The sequence below is a fragment of the Roseisolibacter agri genome, assembly GCF_030159095.1.
In the GTDB taxonomy this organism is placed as follows: domain Bacteria; phylum Gemmatimonadota; class Gemmatimonadetes; order Gemmatimonadales; family Gemmatimonadaceae; genus Roseisolibacter; species Roseisolibacter agri.
Genome location: NZ_BRXS01000001.1, coordinates 994,905 through 1,011,537, shown reverse-complemented (window position 1 = coordinate 1,011,537; position 16,633 = coordinate 994,905). Strand labels below are relative to the sequence as shown.

At 73.7% G+C, this 16,633-nt stretch carries 14 protein-coding genes; 8 read left to right on the top strand and 6 right to left on the bottom strand.

Going from position 1 to position 16,633, the window contains the following annotated elements; all coding sequences use genetic code 11:
* Positions 1-96 precede the first annotated feature (96 nt).
* Positions 97-651, bottom strand: a complete 555-nt coding sequence (locus tag rosag_RS04190; RefSeq protein ID WP_284348783.1) for a DinB family protein — start codon at positions 649-651, stop codon at positions 97-99.
* A 140-nt stretch (positions 652-791) separates the two neighbouring features.
* Between rosag_RS04190 and rosag_RS04185 the strand changes: the two genes are divergently transcribed.
* Together rosag_RS04185 and rosag_RS04180 are read left to right on the top strand one after the other, a co-directional pair.
* The gene (locus tag rosag_RS04185; protein WP_284348782.1) at positions 792-1,217 is read left to right on the top strand and encodes an OsmC family protein; all 426 of its coding nucleotides are present in this window, start codon (positions 792-794) and stop codon (positions 1,215-1,217) included.
* Positions 1,214-1,693, top strand: coding sequence for a thiol-disulfide oxidoreductase DCC family protein (locus rosag_RS04180; protein WP_284348781.1), 480 nt, complete (start codon positions 1,214-1,216; stop codon positions 1,691-1,693). The genes rosag_RS04185 and rosag_RS04180 overlap by 4 nt, the downstream gene beginning before the upstream one ends.
* A 12-nt stretch (positions 1,694-1,705) precedes the next feature.
* Here the strand turns inward: rosag_RS04180 and rosag_RS04175 are convergent, their stop codons facing one another.
* The 3 genes from rosag_RS04175 to rosag_RS04165 form a co-directional block, all read right to left on the bottom strand.
* On the bottom strand, positions 1,706-3,241 hold the full coding sequence (locus rosag_RS04175; protein WP_284348780.1) for a complex I NDUFA9 subunit family protein: 1,536 nt from the start codon (positions 3,239-3,241) through the stop codon (positions 1,706-1,708).
* Between the two features lie 49 nt (positions 3,242-3,290).
* On the bottom strand, positions 3,291-4,097 hold the full coding sequence (locus rosag_RS04170) for a TerC family protein (RefSeq protein WP_284348779.1): 807 nt from the start codon (positions 4,095-4,097) through the stop codon (positions 3,291-3,293).
* Positions 4,098-4,214: 117 nt separating this feature from the next.
* Entirely contained in the window at positions 4,215-5,963 is a 1,749-nt protein-coding gene (locus rosag_RS04165; RefSeq protein WP_284348778.1) for a M28 family metallopeptidase, read from the bottom strand.
* A gap of 138 nt (positions 5,964-6,101) precedes the next feature.
* On the opposite strand from rosag_RS04165, the gene queC reads away from it, so the two are divergent.
* The 6 genes from queC to rosag_RS04135 all read left to right on the top strand — a co-directional run bounded on the left by queC (position 6,102) and on the right by rosag_RS04135 (position 13,907).
* Complete coding sequence (gene queC / locus rosag_RS04160; RefSeq protein ID WP_284348777.1) at positions 6,102-6,836, top strand: 7-cyano-7-deazaguanine synthase QueC; 735 nt, start codon at positions 6,102-6,104, stop codon at positions 6,834-6,836.
* A complete protein-coding gene (gene queE, locus rosag_RS04155; protein ID WP_284348776.1) occupies positions 6,833-7,510 on the top strand; it encodes a 7-carboxy-7-deazaguanine synthase in 678 nt (225 codons plus the stop codon). Before queC ends, queE begins: the two co-directional genes overlap by 4 nt.
* A 146-nt stretch (positions 7,511-7,656) precedes the next feature.
* On the top strand, positions 7,657-8,526 hold the full coding sequence (locus tag rosag_RS04150; RefSeq protein WP_284348775.1) for a C40 family peptidase: 870 nt from the start codon (positions 7,657-7,659) through the stop codon (positions 8,524-8,526).
* Positions 8,527-8,744: 218 nt separating this feature from the next.
* Positions 8,745-10,019 (top strand): glycosyltransferase, encoded by a 1,275-nt coding sequence (locus rosag_RS04145; protein WP_284348774.1) that lies wholly within the window; start codon positions 8,745-8,747, stop codon positions 10,017-10,019.
* On the top strand, positions 10,016-12,385 hold the full coding sequence (locus rosag_RS04140; protein WP_284348773.1) for a family 1 glycosylhydrolase: 2,370 nt from the start codon (positions 10,016-10,018) through the stop codon (positions 12,383-12,385). The genes rosag_RS04145 and rosag_RS04140 overlap by 4 nt, the downstream gene beginning before the upstream one ends.
* A gap of 118 nt (positions 12,386-12,503) precedes the next feature.
* Positions 12,504-13,907, top strand: a complete 1,404-nt coding sequence (locus rosag_RS04135; RefSeq protein ID WP_284348772.1) for a protoporphyrinogen/coproporphyrinogen oxidase — start codon at positions 12,504-12,506, stop codon at positions 13,905-13,907.
* A gap of 54 nt (positions 13,908-13,961) precedes the next feature.
* Here rosag_RS04135 and rosag_RS04130 read toward each other — a convergent pair whose 3' ends face one another.
* Positions 13,962-14,888 carry a GntR family transcriptional regulator gene (locus rosag_RS04130; protein ID WP_284348770.1) on the bottom strand — a complete coding sequence of 309 codons (927 nt, stop codon included), beginning with the start codon at positions 14,886-14,888 and terminating at the stop codon, positions 13,962-13,964.
* A gap of 227 nt (positions 14,889-15,115) precedes the next feature.
* Positions 15,116-16,579: a DEAD/DEAH box helicase gene (locus rosag_RS04125; protein ID WP_284348768.1), complete on the bottom strand. Its 1,464-nt coding sequence runs from the start codon at positions 16,577-16,579 to the stop codon at positions 15,116-15,118.
* Between the last annotated feature and the right edge of the window lie 54 nt (positions 16,580-16,633).

The following is a 16,633-nucleotide window of genomic DNA, read 5'->3' as shown; positions in this document are numbered from 1 at the left end:
GCCGCAACGACTTGCACGAACTGCTGCAGTCGCCGGCGTCCCCCGCCGTGGACGCCCGGCGTACCGCGCGCGGCGCACTCCGGCGAGCTCGGCCGCTCAGTCCTCGCGCGCGGCGTGGCTCGCGAGGGCGGCCGCGATCGCCCGGACCTGCCGCTCGTGGCGGTCCTCGTGCTTGGCGATGAACAGCACCCAGCGATACAGGTCGATGTCGCCGAGCACCGGGTGCACGGCGGTCACCTGCTCCAGCGCCAGCCCGTCGCCGTCGCGGAGCACGCCCATCAGCGTCTCGCGCGCGTCCTGCAGCCCCGCCAGCGCCGACTCCGCCGTCGCGCCCTCGCGCGGGCGCACCGTCTCGGGCGCGACGCGCGGGGGGCTGCTCGCGGGGTCGTAGCCCGGTAGCCGGTCGAGCACCGTCGACGTCTCCGTCTCCGGGCCGAGGCCCGCCTCGCGTGCGCGCATCAGCCGCTTCGCGAGCAGCCGCGCGCTCCCCGCCTCCACCATCACCAGGTGGTCGAGCACCTCGGCCACCGACCAGCTGTCGGAGTTCGGGCGCTGCTCGAGCTGCTCGGCGGGCACGGACGCGACCGCGGCGAGCAGCGCGGCGCGGCCGCGGGTGAGCAGGTCGACGAGCTCGGCGACGCGAGGATGCATGGCGTGCGGCGTGGTGGTGGAGCAGAGACGGACGAGGGCGGCGGTCGCGCGGGAAGCTACGTGGGGGGCTTGGTCCTTGCACCCTCGCGCCGCGAAGCAGCCACGATGCATCCGCGTCGTCGACCCGCGCCTCCCCGCCCGTGAAGCTCACGCTCCTCGCCGAAGACCGCGTCCGCTACGAGCTCACCACCGGCCCGCTGACCGTCGAGGCGCCGAGCGCGGACACCGAGTTCTCGCCGTTCCACATGCTGGGTGGCTCGCTCGCGTCGTGCACGTTCACGGTGCTCGCCTCGTGGGCGGGCAACGCGAAGCTCGACTTCACCGACCTCGTGATCGAGGTGTCGTGGACGTTCGCCGAGCAGCCGCACCGCGTGGGCGCCATGACCATCGACCTGCGCTGGCCGAGCCTTCCGGCGAACCGCCGCGAGGCGGCGCGGCGCGCGGCAAACCTCTGCACCGTGCACCACACGCTGGAGCACCTGCCCACGCTGACCACGGTGATGCAGGACGGGCCCGCGACGGCTCCGGCTGCCGCCCCGGCGCCCGCGAGCGGCGAGGCCGCGTGACCGTCCCCGTCGTCCGCTTCACGGTGAACGGCGTCCCGCGCGACGCCGCCGATCCGCTCGCGGACACCACCGCCGGCGCGTCCGGCGTCGGCGAGAACCGACCGTACACGGTCGTGTACGACGGGCACTGCAAGGTGTGCGGGAAGATGGTCGGCGTGCTGCGCGGCTGGGACGCGCATTCGCGCCTCCTCGAGATCGTCCCCTCGCAGCTCCCGGGGCTCGACACGCGCTTCCCGTGGATCCCCGCCGCCGCGTACGTGTCGGCGCTGCAGCTGGTCGGCCCGGGCGGGAAGACGTGGGCGGGCGCCGCCGCGATCGAGCAGTTGATCGACATCCTGCCGCGCGGCGCGTGGATCTCGTGGGTGTTCAAGATCCCGTTCGTGCGCGCGATCGCGGACCGCTTCTACCGCTGGTTCGCGCGCAACCGCTATCGCCTGGGCTGCGGCGAGCACTGCGCGCTGCGACCCGCGACCTGAGCGAACGGTCGGTCAGCCGCGCGGCCCCTCGCCGTGCACCTCGGCGCCGGCCAGCTGCGCCTCGTGGTCCGCGCGGCGCCGCGCCTCGGCCAGCGCGCGCAGCCACTCCTCCACGCGCGCGGCGTCGTCGCCCTCCAGCGTCGCGTCCTCCTCCTGCACGCCGTCGGGTGCGGTGCCGCCGCTCTCCTCCACCATCGCCTCGACCATCTCGCGCCACGTCGCGCGCTGCAGCCGCGAGCCGAGCGCCGCCATCGCCATCCAGTCGAACGCGCTCGCGGCGCGATCGAGCACCTCGACCTCGAAGCGCAGCGCGTCGGGGCCCTGCGCGCGCACCGCGAAGCGCACCGCGCCGGCGAGCGGATGCCCCTCGATCGTCTGCAGCGTGAGCATGTGCGCGTCCAGCTCCGCGACGCGCACCTGGACGGTCCCGCGCAGCGGCAGCGCCATCGTGACGGTCTGCCCTTCCGCCAGCACGGCGGTCGGCGTCCCCGGCTCCGCCTTCAGGTCCATCTGCGACGGCGTGACCTCGTGGAAGCGCCGGCAGAGCCGATCGAGCAGCTGCTCTGGCGTCGTGCGCGGGTGCTGCACGTCGGCCCAGAACCGGCGCCGCCGCAGCGCGCCGACGCCCTCGTCGGGGAGCTGCTCGGGCAGCGCGTCGAGCAGGCGGCGCAGCCCGTCGTCGAGCGGCGTGGGCGTCACGCGCAGCGCGTGCTGCAGCGCGTTGCGCGCCGGATCGTCGATGACGTTCCCCTCGGCCAGCATCGTGAGCTGGCTCTCGTTGATCGGCAGCGACACGCCGAGCGCGCCCGCGACCTTCACGCCGAGCGACGCGATGGGACCGGGGAGCGGCACGCGCAGCGGCTCGCGGCCGGTGAGCCGCGCGAAGCGGTCGAGCAGGTCGTGCATCGACGTGCGCTCGGGGCCCGCGACGTCGAGCGTCTGCCCCGCGAGGTCCTCGCGCTCCACCGCCTCGGCGAGCGCCTCGCCGACGTCGTCGGCCCACACGGGCTGGAACGGCTGGTCGCCGCCCGCGATCACGGGCACGGCGGGCAGCGTGCGCACCATGCGCAGCAGCAGCGACACGACCTCGTCGCCGGGTCCGTAGACGTTGCCGGGCCGCACGACCACCCACCGGCCGCCGAAGCGCCGCGCGATCTGCTCGCCCGCGTGCTTGCTGCGGTGGTACGGCGACGCGCCCCGCTCGGCGCCGAGCGACGACACGTAGACGAGGTGCGGCACGCCGGCGCGCGCGGCCTCGTCGACCACGTGCTGCGTGCCCTCGACGTTCACGCGCTCGAACGTCGCGTGCGGCGGCGACTCGTCGACGATGCCCACGAGGTGGAGGACGGCGTCGCAGCCGTCGCCCGCGCCGCGCAGCGTCTCGGGCTGCGTGACGTCGCCCGCGTGCGGCTCCACGCCCTCGGGCCAGGTGCGGGCCTCCTCGTCGGCGTGGCGCGCGAGCAGCCGCACGGCGTGCCCGCGGCGCAGGAGCGCCTTCACCACCGCCTCGCCGACCACGCCGGAACCGCCCGTCACCAGTACGCGCATGCGGACCGCTGGTGCATCGGGGATGCCAGCGTGGCGTCCCGGCTACGTGCTATTCTTCGCCGACGAGCCCCTGCTCGATCGTCCCCCCGTCGCGCAGCTTCACGGGCCTGTCGGTCGCCTTGCGCAGGCGGAGGTTCAGCATCTCGACCGCCACCGAGAAGAACATCGCGAAGTAGGTGTAGCCCTTCGGGATGTGCTGGCCGAGTCCCTCCGCGACCAGGTTCGTGCCGATCAGCAGCAGGAACGAGAGCGCGAGCATCTTCACGGTCGGATGGCGGTCGACGAAACCCGAGATCGGGCCCGCGGCGCCCAGCATGAACGCGAGCGCGATCACGTTGGCGGCGATCATGATGCGGATGTCGCTCACCATGCCGACGGCCGTGATCACCGAGTCGAGCGAGAAGACGATGTCGACGACGGCGATCTGCGCGACCACCGCCACCAGCCCCTTCGACACCGTCCCCTTCGCGCCGGCATCGCTCGCGGGCGTGTCGTCGTCGCCCTCGAGCTTGTGGTGGATCTCGTAGGTCGCCTTCCCGATCAGGAACAGGCCGCCGAAGATCAGGATCAGGTCGCGCCCCGTGATCTGGCGCGCCTCCAGCTCCAGGAAGCGCAGCGTGCCGATCGTGAACAGCGGCGCCGTGAGGCGCGCGATCCAACTGATGCTGAACAGGAGCGCGACGCGCGTGATGAACGCGCCCGCGAGGCCCAGCTTGCGCGCCTTCGGCTGCTCCGCCGGCGGCAGCTTCCCGGCGAGGATCGAGATGAAGATGATGTTGTCGATGCCGAGGACGATCTCGAGCGCCGTCAGCGTCAGCAGCCCGAGCCAGGCGTTCGGGTCGGAGAGGAAGTCCATGGAAAGTGAGGTCGGGGGACGTGCGACGGGCCGAGCCGGAATCCGGCTCGGCCCGTCGGCGTGCACGGCGCGCGCCGTGGCGCGCGGTGTCAGATGGGTTCCGACGCTACCGTCGGATCACTGCCGACACGCACCCGTCGGATCGGGCTTCGGCTTGTCGACCACCGGCCGCGCGTCCTGGTTCGCCACGCGCAGCGCGAGGTCGCGGATGTAGCTCGTGATCCCCGCGTAGTGCGGGTAGTCGATGTACTGCGGCTCGTCGGTGAGCTGGTGGTAGTCGCCGTGCAGGCCGGTGAAGAAGAACGCGATCGGGATGCCCCAGCGCGCGTAGTGGAAGTGGTCGCTGCGGCAGTAGATGTTCTGCGGATGCCCGTCGGCGTCGAGCGCGTAGTCGAGGCGGATGGGATTCGCCTGCGCCTTCGCGACCGCCTCGGCTAGGTCGCCGAGCTGCGTCGAGAGGCGGCGCGAGCCGACGATGCCGACGTACGTCGGGCCGCCCGTCACCACGTCCTCGGCGCGCCCGCGGCCGATCATGTCGATGTTGAGCTGCGCGACGATCGAGTCGCGCGGCACCGTCGGGTGGTCCGAGTACCAGCGCGCGCCCACGAGCCCCTTCTCCTCGCCGGTGTGCCAGACGAAGAGGATCGATCGCTTCGGCTTCACGCGCGCGGCCGCGAAGTTCTCCGCGATCTCGAGCAGCGCCATCGAGCCCGAGCCGTCGTCGTCCGCGCCGTTGAACACCGAGTCCATGCGCGCCGGACGCAGCGCGCGCAGCGAGTCGACGTTGACGCGGATGGCCGCGCGCTGCTGGCGGTAGAGCGAGTCCGCGGCCGGCGGGATCGTCTCGTCGCCCTCCGGGTCCTGCGCCATGTACAGGCGGCGCGCGGCGGCGTTGAACGCCTTCAGCGAGTCGTGGTCGACCGCGCGCGGCGCCATGCCCACGTGGTCGTTGTGCGCGCCCATCGCGACGTACGTGCTGGCGAGGCGCGCGTCGCTGCCGGGCAGGATCGCCACGACGTTGGTGGCCGGCGCGCGCTCGGTGCGGAACGCGACGTTGCCGGTGACCGTGCGCCCCGCCGCGCCCACCGCGGCGCTCGCGAGATCGGCACCCAGCATCGCCTGCGCGGCGCGCTGCGACACGACGAGGACCGTCGGCACCGTGCCGGCCGTCGGCGCGGCGCCCGCGGCCGCGAAGCCGGCCGAGTCGAGCGCGAGCTGCGTGCGCGTGAGCTGCGCGCGGAAGGGCGCCGGCAGCTGGTCGAGCAGCACGAGCGCCACGCCGGCCGCGCCGCGCAGCGCCGGCACCCCACTCAGCTGGCGCACCGCCATCACGTTCGGCGCGTTGAGCACGACCACCTTGCCGGCCGCCTGCTCGGCCGTGAGGCCCGCGACGCCGTCGGCCGTCAGCGAACCGCCGAACACCACCGCCGCGCCGTCGATCGAGCGCGGCGTGCCGGCGCCGGGCGACGCGACGAAGTCCGTGCCGTAGCGGAGCGTCTCGCCACCGGCGGTGATCGTCGTCGCCGGGTCGATGGAGCGGCGCACGAAGGGCACCGTCTGGAAGTACGTGCCGTTCTCGCCCGCGGGGCGCAGCCCGAGGCGGCGCAGCTCGCGCTCGATGTACGCGTTGCCCTTCTGGTTGCCGAGCGTGCCCGCGTCGCGACCCATCATCGAGTCGTCGGCGAAGATGTAGAGGCGCGTCATCAGGTCCGCGGCCGTGATGGGCGCGGCGGTGGGACGCGGGGCGTGCTTCAGCGGGAGCGCGGGCGCGGCGCCGTTGGCCGGCGCGTCCTTCGTGACGCGCGCGGGCTCCTGCGCGCCGGCGCAGGCCGCGGACACGGCCAGGGCGGCCAGGGGGAGCAGCACGTCGGCGCGACGGCGCGCGCGACGTGGAGACGAATTCGGGATCACGGGTCCTCGAGTGTGGAGAGGGTTGGCGCCCGAACTCTAGCGGGGCGCGCGTCGGGGCGCGCGTCGTGATGCCTGGACCGACTAGCTTTCGGGATGCCAGACGCCGCCCCGGCCGCCGTCGTCCTGCTGTCGGGCGGCCTCGATTCCACGACCTGCCTCGCCATCGCCCGCCGCGAGGGCTTCGCGGTCCACGCGCTCTCCTTCCGCTACGGCCAGCGCCACGCGCACGAGGTCGAGGCGGCCCGCCGCATCGCCGCGCGCCACGGCGTCGCGCGCCACGTCGTCGTGGACATCGACCTGCGCGTCTTCGGCGGCTCGGCGCTGACGGCCGACATCGACGTCCCGAAGGACCGCCCGGTCGCGGCGATGGCCGGCGAGGGGGTGCCGATCACCTACGTCCCCGCGCGCAACACGATCTTCCTCTCCTACGCCCTGGCGCTGGCCGAGACGACGGGGGCGCGCGACATCTTCCTCGGGGTGAACGCGCTGGACTACTCGGGCTATCCCGACTGCCGCCCGGAGTACGTGCGGGCGTTCGAGCGGATGGCGAACCTGGCGACCCGCGCCGGCGTCGAGGCGCCCGCGGACGCGCCGGCGATCCGGCTGCGCACGCCGCTCCTGGAGCTGACGAAAGCCGAGATCGTGCGGCTCGGGCTCTCGCTGGGCGTGGACTACGGCGAGACGACCAGCTGCTACGACCCCGCGCCGGACGGGACCGCGTGCGGGCACTGCGACGCGTGCGCGCTGCGGCTCAAGGGGTTCGCGGAGGCAGGCGCGGAAGACCCCGTCGCTTACGTCGACCGCCCGGCGGCAGGTGCGCGCGGATGAGCTACACCGTCAAGGAGATCTTCCACACGCTCCAGGGCGAGGGCGCCAACGCGGGGCGCGCGGCGGTGTTCTGCCGCTTCAGCGGGTGCAACCTGTGGACGGGGCGCGAGCAGGACCGGCACCGGGCCGTCTGCCGCTTCTGCGACACCGACTTCGTGGGCATCGGCCCCGACGGCGGGCGCTTCGCGACGCCGGAGGCGCTGGCCACCGCGATCGCCGGGCGATGGGAAGCGGGCACCGGGGAGACGCCCGCGCAGAGCCGCGCCGCGGGCATCCGGCCGCTGGTCGTGTGCACGGGGGGCGAGCCGCTCCTCCAGCTGGACGCGCCCGCCATCGACGCGCTCCACGCCGCCGGCTTCGAGGTCGCGGTCGAGACCAACGGGACGCAGGTGGCGCCCGCGGGGCTCGACTGGATCTGCGTCAGCCCGAAGGCGGGCGCCCCGCTGGCGCTGACCCGCGGCGACGAGCTGAAGCTGGTCTTCCCGCAGGCGGAGCCGGAGGCGCAGCCCGAACGCTTCGAGGGATTGGCCTTCCAGCAGTTCTGGCTGCAGCCGATGGACGTCGCGGACCCGGCCGTGCGCGAGGCCAACGTGCGGGCGGCGATCGCCTACTGCCTCGCCCATCCGCGCTGGCGGCTCTCGGTCCAGACCCACAAGGTCGTGGGCGTGCGGTAGCGCCTGACCGGGCGGTCAGGGACGCGCGACATCCGGCCCCCCGGCTGCCTCGCGCGGCACTGCGCGCGAGGGCTAGGTTGCCCCGTCCCCCGGAATCCGGCCCAGTCTGGCTAGCTTCCGTCGCTGTTCCCGCCCTCAGGACCCGCGTGCGCCCCCCCTCCGCACCCTCGCGAGCCCTGCACGTCCTCACGCGCCTCCTCGGCGCGGCCGCGCTCGGCCTCGCCTTCGTGGCCGGCGACGCGGTGCTCGCACCGGCCGCCCACGCCGCCCCGTCCGTCGCCACCTGGTCGCTGACGGCCAACCCGCGCACCAAGCGCGCCGCGAAGAGCACCGAGCGCAAGCCGTCGGCCAAGCGCTCCTCGAAGGCACGAACCACCCGACGCGCCGGCGACGTCCTCCGCCGCAAGCCGGTCACCCGGCGCGTCACGCGCGCCGCCCGCGTCGCGACCCGCGCCACCGCCCCCGAGCTCGCGCCGGTCCCGACCTTCGTCCTCCCGGACCTCTCGGCCCTGCTGGGCGAGGCGCCGGCGACCGCGACGGCCACCGTCGCCTCGGCCGAGCCGACCACGAGCCGCCCGTTCGCGAGCATCAGCCGCTCGGCGACCGCCCTGCTGGACGCGATGGTCTCGCGCGCGCGCAGCCAGCTCGGCACCCGCTACGTCCTCGGCGGCGCGACGCCCGGCCGCAGCCTCGACTGCTCGTCGTTCGCGCGCTACGCGATGGAAGCGCTCGGCATCGCGCTCCCGCGGACGGCGGCCCAGCAGGCGCAGGTCGGCACGCCGATCCCGCGCGACCGCAACGCGCTGCGCCCCGGCGACCTGCTCACCTTCGGCACGCGCCGCACGGTCGACCACGTCGGCATCTACCTGGGCGAGGGCCGCTTCATCCACGCCAGCGTCAAGTCGGGCCGCGTGATCGAGACGACGATCGAGCGCAACGGCCTGCTCTTCCGGAAGTGGCAGGGCGCGCGGCGCCTCATCGCCTCCGACGACACGACGTCGGTGCGCGGCGGCTGAGCCGACGCGACGACACGGGTGCAGCAGCGGGCGCGACCGCTTCGAGAGTCGCGCCCGCTTCGCGTTCGGGCGCGCGCGGCTCGCCCGGCGGCACTCCTACACAGATGAAGTACATGGGAACGCGCCTTGCCTAGGGGACGGGCACGACCTGCAACGCCGGCGGCGTCACACTACTCACGCCGTTCATTGGGTCGTCCCCGCATCTCCCAGACATCAAAATGACCCGACTCGTGGACCGGACCGAGCGCGCCTCGCGCCTCGCCACCGATTTCGACGCGCCCATCGTGGTGCAGAGCCATCTCCGGTGGGACTTCGTGTGGCAGCGCCCGCAGCAGCTGCTCTCCCGGTTCGCGACGTCGAGCCCGATCCTGTTCGTCGAGGAGCCGGTGTGGGCCGACGACCTCGCGACGCCGACGCTCGAGCTGACGACGCCGATGCGCGGGGTCACGCGCGCGATCCCGCGCCTGCCGTCGGCGCTGCGCGGTGACGAGGCGATCGTCGCCACGCGCACGCTGCTGCTGCAGGCGATGGCGCGCGGCGGCCCGCTCGCCGGCCAGTTCACCGCGCCCGTGCAGTGGTTCTACACGCCGATGCCCGCGCCCGTGATGCTCGGCGCGTTCGGCGAGCGCGCGGTCGTCTACGACTGCATGGACGAGCTGTCGCAGTTCCGCTTCGCGCCGCCCGAGCTGGTGGAGCGCGAGCGCCTGCTGGTCTCGCGCGCCGACGTCGTGTTCACCGGCGGCTACCGCCTGTGGCAGTCGAAGTCGCGCCTGCACCCGAACGTGCACTTCTTCGGCTGCGGCGTCGACTCGGCGCACTTCGCGAAGGCGCGCCTCTCGGAGACGCCGCGCCCCGCCGACCTCCCCGACGGCGACGCGCCGATCCTCGGCTACTACGGCGTGATCGACGAGCGCATCGACTACGCGCTGATCGCCGAGCTGGCCGCGCGCCTGCCCGAGTCGCAGGTCGTGATGGTGGGCCCGGTCGTGAAGGTCGATCCGCGCGAGCTCCCGCAGGCGCCGAACCTCCACTGGCTGGGCCAGAAGCAGTACGCCGAGCTCCCGGCGTACGCCAAGCACTTCGACGTGGCACTGATGCCGTTCGCGCTCAACGAGGCGACCGAGTACATCAACCCGACGAAGACGCTCGAGTACATGGCCGCCGGCAAGCCGATCGTCTCGACCGCGGTCGCCGACGTCGTGCGCAACTTCACGCCGATCGTGAAGGTCGCCCGCTCGCACGACGGCTTCGTGGCCGCGGTGCGCGCCGCCGCCACCTGCCCCGAGCCCGAGCTGATCGCGCGCGGCATCGGCATGGCGAAGGACGCGTCGTGGGAGTCGATCGTCGGCACGATGCAGGGCCTGATCGCGGCCGCGCTGCAGCAGCGCGAGGCGCCGCGGCACCCGGAGGTCGCGCGCGCCGCGTCGTCGTCGCGGCTGGCGACCGCCGGCGCGGGGCGCGACCTGGTGGGCGGAGAGGAGCTGACCGCGTGACGTCGCCGGCCACCGGCGCCGCGACGGGCCGGGGGCGGGACGGACGGGACGCGAAGGCGCAGCGCGACCAGCAGCAGCAGGTGGTGGAGACCATGCGGCCCGAGGTCTGGGCAGGCGTCGAGTGCACGGTCAACCGAGTGGGCGAGCGGTTCTTCGACCAGCTCGCCCGCAACGGCCACCACGTGCGCGACGACGACGTCGATCGCCTCGCGGCGCTCGGCGTCGCGGCCGTGCGCTTCCCGCTGCTGTGGGAGCGCACGTCGCCCGACGGCGTGCATCACGACTGGTCGTGGAGCGACGCGCGCCTCGATCGGCTGCGCGCGCTCGGCGTCCGTCCCGTCGTCACGCTCCTGCACCACGGCTCCGGTCCGCGCGACACGTCGCTGCTCGATCCCGGCTTCCCCGCCCGCTTCGCCGCCTACGCGCGCGCGGCGGCCGAGCGCTACCCGTGGGTCGAGGAGTGGACGCCGATCAACGAGCCGCTGACGACGGCGCGCTTCAGCGCGCTCTACGGCGTCTGGTATCCGCACGCGCGCGACGACCGCAGCTTCGCGCGCGCGTTCGTGCACCAGATGCAGGCGATCGCGCTCGCGATGCGCGCGATCCGCGCCGTGATCCCGCACGCGCGCCTCGTGCAGACCGAGGACCTGGGCAAGACGCACGCGACGCCCGCGCTGCGCTACCAGGCCGCGTTCGAGAACGAGCGCCGCTGGGCGACCGCCGACCTGCTCACCGGACGCCTCGCGCCCCGCGACGCCATGTGGCGCTTCCTCGTGGAGCGCGGCGGCATCGACGCGCGCGTGCTGCACGAGTTCCGCAAGGCGCCCTGCCCGCCCGACCTGCTGGGCATCAACCACTACCTCACGAGCGAGCGCTTCCTCGATCGGCGGCTGCGGCGCTATCCCGCGCACGCGCACGGCGGCAACGGCACGCACCGCTACGCCGACGTCGAGGCGGTGCGCGTGCTGGCCGAGGGCACCGAGGGGCCGGAGGCGCTGCTGCGCGAGGCCTGGGACCGCCACCATCTGCCGCTCGCGGTGACGGAGGTGCACCTCGCCTGCACGCGCGAGCAGCAGCTGCGCTGGCTGGACCGGGTGTGGCACGCGGCGCTGCGGCTGCGCGCGGGCGGCGTGGACGTGCGCGCGGTGACCGCGTGGGCAGCGTTCGGCTCGTTCGACTGGAACTCGCTGCTGACGCGCGACGCCGGCCACTACGAGCCCGGGCTGTTCGACGTGCGCGCGCCGTCGCCGCGGCCCACCGCGCTCGCGGCGATGGTGCGCGACCTCGCGACGCACGGGCGCTGCGAGCATCCGGCGCTCGCCGGGCCGGGATGGTGGGAGGCGCCCGAGCGGCTGATCTACCCGCCCGCCCGCCGGCACGGCGCGTCGGTGCTCGACCGCCGCGAGGCTGGCGCCTCGCTCCTGCGCGTGCCGCTGCGCGAGTCCGCGCCGCGCGCGCCGCGTCCGGTGCTGGTGACCGGTGCGCACGGGACGCTCGGCCGCGCGGTCGCGCGCGCCTGCGCCATGCGCGGGCTCGCGTACGTCGCGCTCGGCCGTGCGGAGCTGGACGCCGCCGACGCGGCCGCCGTCGAGGCGGCGCTGGCCGCGCACGATCCGTGGGCCGTCGTCAACTGCGCGGGCTTCGTGCGCGTGGACGACGCGGAGCGCGAGCGCGAGGCGTGCTGGCGCGGCAACGTGCACGGCCCCGCGACGCTGGCGCAGGCGTGCGCGCGGCGCGGCGTGCGCCTCGCGACCTTCTCGTCGGACCTGGTGTTCGGCGACGCCGCGGAGCCGCGCCCGTTCGTCGAGGACGATCCCGTCGCGCCGCGCAACGTCTACGGCGCCAGCAAGGCCGAGGCGGAGCAGCGCGTCCAGGGGCTGATGCCGGAGGCGCTCGTCGTGCGCACGAGCGCGTTCTTCGGCCCGTGGGACGAGTGGAACTTCCTCACCATCGCGCTGCGCGAGCTGTCCGCCGGCAACGCCTTCCGCGCGCTGGCGGACGTCACCGTCTCGCCGACGTACGTCCCCGAGCTCGCGGACGCGACGCTCGACCTGCTGGTGGACGGCGAGCGCGGCGTGTGGCACCTCGCGAGCGAGAGCGCGCTCACCTGGCTCGACTTCGCGCGCCTGGGCGCGGAGCGCGCGGGCGTGGACGCGTCGCGACTGGTGCCGATCGCGCTGGCAGACGCGCGGCTGCCCGCGGCGCGGCCGCACTGGTCCGTGCTCGGCTCCGCGCGCGGCCCGCTGCTCGGGGCCGTCGAGAACGCGATTTGCCACTACCTCGCGGCGCGCGGCGCGCCGCAGCTCCCGCCGCCGCGCCCGCTGTCGTCGCGCCGCGCGCGCGCCCGGGCACGCGTCGCGGCCTGAGCGCCGACGACCGTCACCGCCGCAGCGGTTCCCTCGCAGTCTCCCGACGTCCATCGGTCGCGGCGCGCTCCACGCGCCGCGGCCCTACCCGCGCGAATGCGCGCATCGCAGGAGTCCAATGTCGCAGTCGCACGCCGTCTCGGAGTCGGAGCGCAAGATCGTGATCCTCGGGGCGGGACCGACGGGGCTCGCGGCCGGCTACCGGCTGCAGGAGCTCGGCTACCGCAACTTCCAGGTGATCGAGGCACGTCACAAGGTCGGCGGCCTGGCGTCGAGCGAGACGAGCCCGAACGGCTTCACGTACGACATCGGCGGCCACGTCCTGTTCTCGCACTACGAGTACTTCGACCGCCTGTTCGACCGCCTGATGGGCGACGAGTACCAGGAGCTGGTGCGAGAGGCCTGGGTGTGGATGTGCGGGCGCTTCCTCCCCTACCCGCTGCAGAACAACATCCGCGGGCTGCCGAAGGAGGTCGTGCTCGAGATCGTGCTCGGCCTGATCGAGGCGCAGAAGGAGCCGCTCGACCTGGCGAAGATCGAGAACTTCGAGCAGCTGATCATGAAGCAGTTCGGGGCCGGGCTCGCGAAGTACTTCATGATGCCGTACAACTTCAAGGTGTGGGCGCACCCGCCGCGCATGATGAACAAGGAGTGGATCGGCGAGCGCGTGGCGCTGCCGTCGCTCGCGCGCGTGCTGGGCAACGTGATCCTCGACCGCGACGACGCCGGCTGGGGCCCGAACAACACCTTCAAGTACCCGCGCTACGGCGGCACGGGCGGGCTGTTCGAGCGCATCGTCCCGCACATCAGGGAGCACCTGCAGCTGGAGCGCCCCGCGGTGCGCGTGGACCCGGCGGCGAAGGTCGTGACGTTCGCGGACGGGAGCACGGAGTCGTACGACGTGCTGATGTCGACGCTGCCGATGGACAAGCTGGTCGGGATGACCGGCGGCGCGGCGCCCGACGTCGTGCGCGAGGAGGCGGGCCGGCTGCGCCACTCGGGATCGTTCATCGTCGGCGTCGGCGTGGACCGCCCGGCCGACACGACGAAGTGCTGGATGTACTATCCCGAGGGCGACTGCCCGTTCTACCGGGTCACCTACCTCTCGAACTACTCGCCCGAGGTGGTGCCCGACCACACGCGCCAGCACTCGCTGCTCGCGGAGATCTCGCACTCGGAGTTCAAGCCCGAGGACCGCGAGACGATCGTCGACCAGACGATCGAGGGGATGCTGAACGTGCGGCTGCTCGACGAGTCGGACGTCCCGCGCATCGTGGACACGTACGTCATCGAGCGCGACTACACGTACCCGACGCCGAGCCTGGAGCGGGACGCGGCGCTGCGCACGATCCACCCGTGGCTGCACGAGCGCGACGTCTACTCGCGCGGGCGCTTCGGCGCGTGGCGCTACGAGGTGGGCAACATGGACCACTCGGTGGCGCAGGGCGTCGAGTGGGTGAACCGCGTGGTGCTCGGGCAGGCGGACGACGAGCTGACCTACCAGGCGAAGCGCGGCTGCTGAGACATCGGGCACGGCGGGCTCGGACGCCTCGAGCCCGCCATGCCAGCGCGCCTGCTAGCTCGCGGTCATCGCGTTCAGGTTCGCCTGCACGAGCACCGCGAGCAGCTCGCGCGCGGTGCGCGTGGTGAACGTCCGCGCCGGCGGCAGCACGCGCCCACGCACCGACTTGCCGTCCAGCCGGCGGCGCACCGCGCGCGACAGGTAGACGCCCGCGTCGTCGGGGATCGTCCCCAGGTCGTCCTGGCCGAGGACGAGCGTGCGCACCGCGGAGGCGTGGCCGGCCATCGAGCGCTCCAGGAAGGGCATCGTCTTCCGGTCGCTGATGACGATGTAGAGCGGCCCGCGCTGCATCTCGCGCCGCCACACCGCGTCGATGTCCATGCGGAGCTCGAGCGTGACGACGCGGCTCTCCGCCGGGAGCGCACGGCGCAGCGCGGCCGCATACGGCTCCGGCGCCGCCACCAGCTCGGCGTTCAGGATCTCGGACGGCACGCCGCCCGGCCGGTCGATCGCCTCGGGCGCGAACGGCACCGCGTCGAAGCCGTAGTCGTCGCGCAGCTCGCCGCAGAAGCTCTCGAGCTGGTCCTCGCTGCCGGCCACGACCGCGACGCGCACGCGCCGCGTGGTCACGCAGCGGCGCAGCCACTCGCCCAGCTTCGGCGCGGCGACGCCCTGCTCGAGGCCGGCCGTCAGCGTGTCGACCAGCCAGCCGGGCGCGACCACCGGCGGCCCGCCCGCGACCTCGGGCACCGCGGCGACGTAGATCCCCGAGCGGCGCCGGATGCTCACCAGCCCCTCGCGCGCGAGGATGCGATACGCGGCCAGCACGAGGCGGGGATCGGCGTCGAACTCCGCCGCGACCTCGCGGGCGCTGGGCAGACGATCCCCGCGCCGGGAGAGCCCGGCGGACACCGCGGTCACGATGCGACGGCGGAGCGTCTCGGCGATGTCGGCGCGGCGGCGGCGAGGCGTGACGGTCATGCGCACAACCTTGGAATCCAGTCTCCGTCCGCCAAGAGTGTTGCACGTACGCGACGAACAGGAACCGTCAATAAACGAATGAAGCGCGATTCTGCGACGTTCCTTGGGCCGTAGAAATACGGATCGCCAGACGTTTGTGACGCTCATCGCGGCGCGCGAAACCGACGAGCCCCGCGACGCCAAAGCGCCGCGGGGCTCGTGATGGTTCCAGGCGCGATTTTGTTCGCTCAGCGACCGCCGAACGACGCCGATCGGCCGCGTCCGCCACGACGACGCCGACGACCGCTCTCGCCACCGGCGGACTCCTGCGCGTACGGGCCGTTCGCGTCGCGCGCGGGACGCGCGGGCGCCGGACGCGACGGCGTGGCGGGCGCGCCGGACGACACCGGACGCGGGCCGCGGCCGCCGCGCGAGGACTCCTTCGCCGCCACGCGCGCGGCCTCCTCGTTCTGGCGCTGCAGCTTCCGCTCGGCCTTCTCCTTGGCGCGCGCGCGCTCCTCCTGCTTGCGCTTGCGGATCTCCGCGATGCGCTCGGCGAGCGGCACCTCGAAGCGCTCCGTCGGGCGCGCGGCGTAGTCGAAGCCTGCGACCGTGAGGCGCGGGATGCGCTTCCCCACCGCGCGCTCGATCGCCTTCAGGTCGCTCTCCTCCTCCGGCGAGACGAAGGTGAAGGCGTCGCCCGTCGCGTCCGCGCGCGCCGTGCGGCCCACGCGGTGGATGTAGTCCTCCGGCAGGTGCGGCACGTCGAAGTTGACGACGTGGCTCAGCTCCTCGACGTCGATGCCGCGCGCGACGATGTCCGTCGCCACCAGCACCTGCACCGCGCCGCTCTTGAAGCCGGCCAGCGCCTGCGTGCGCTGCGCCTGGGAGCGGTTGCCGTGGATGCGCTCGCAGCGGATGCCGTGCTTCGTGAGGAAGTCGTACAGCCGGTTGGAGCGGTGCTTGGTGCGCGTGAAGACGATGACGTCCTTCAGCTCCCCGCGCTTCAGCAGCTCGAGGAAGAGCTGCGCCTTGAGCTCCTCGCGCACCGGGTAGAGCGCCTGCGTGATGCCGGTGGCCGGCGCCGCCTTGCGCTCCTGGTTCAGCGTCACCGGCTGCCGCAGCATGTGGTCCGCGAGCTGGGCGATGGGCGCCGGCATCGTGGCCGAGAAGAACAGCGTCTGCCGGTCCTTGGGCAGGTGGGCGAGGACGCGCTTGATGTCGGGCAGGAAGCCCATGTCGAGCATGCGGTCCGCCTCGTCGAGGACGAGGACCTCGAGCCCGTCGAGCTTCGCGTACGGCTGCTTCAGGTGGTCCAGCAGGCGGCCCGGCGTGGCGACGAGGATCTCGACGCCGCTGCGGAAGGCCTGCTCCTGCGGGCCCATGCCCACGCCGCCGAAGATGGCGGCGCCGCGGACCTTGGTGTGCGCGGCGAGCGCGCGGAGGTGCTCCTCGATCTGCGCCGCGAGCTCGCGCGTGGGCGTCAGGACGAGGGCGCGCGTGCCGCGGCCCGGACGGGCCAGCAGACGCTGGATGATGGGCAGCAGGAAGGCGGCGGTCTTGCCGCTCCCGGTCATGGCGCAGGCGAGGAGGTCACGCCCTTCGAGGCCGGGCGGGATGGCCTGCTGCTGGATTGGCGTCGGAGTGGAGAAACCCATCTCCTGGACGCCGCGCAGGAGATCGGGGTGCAGACCGAAGCTGGAGAACGACATGAACTCGGGAGGAAACGACTGAAGGCGCCGTGGATCCAGACACGCGGACCCGCG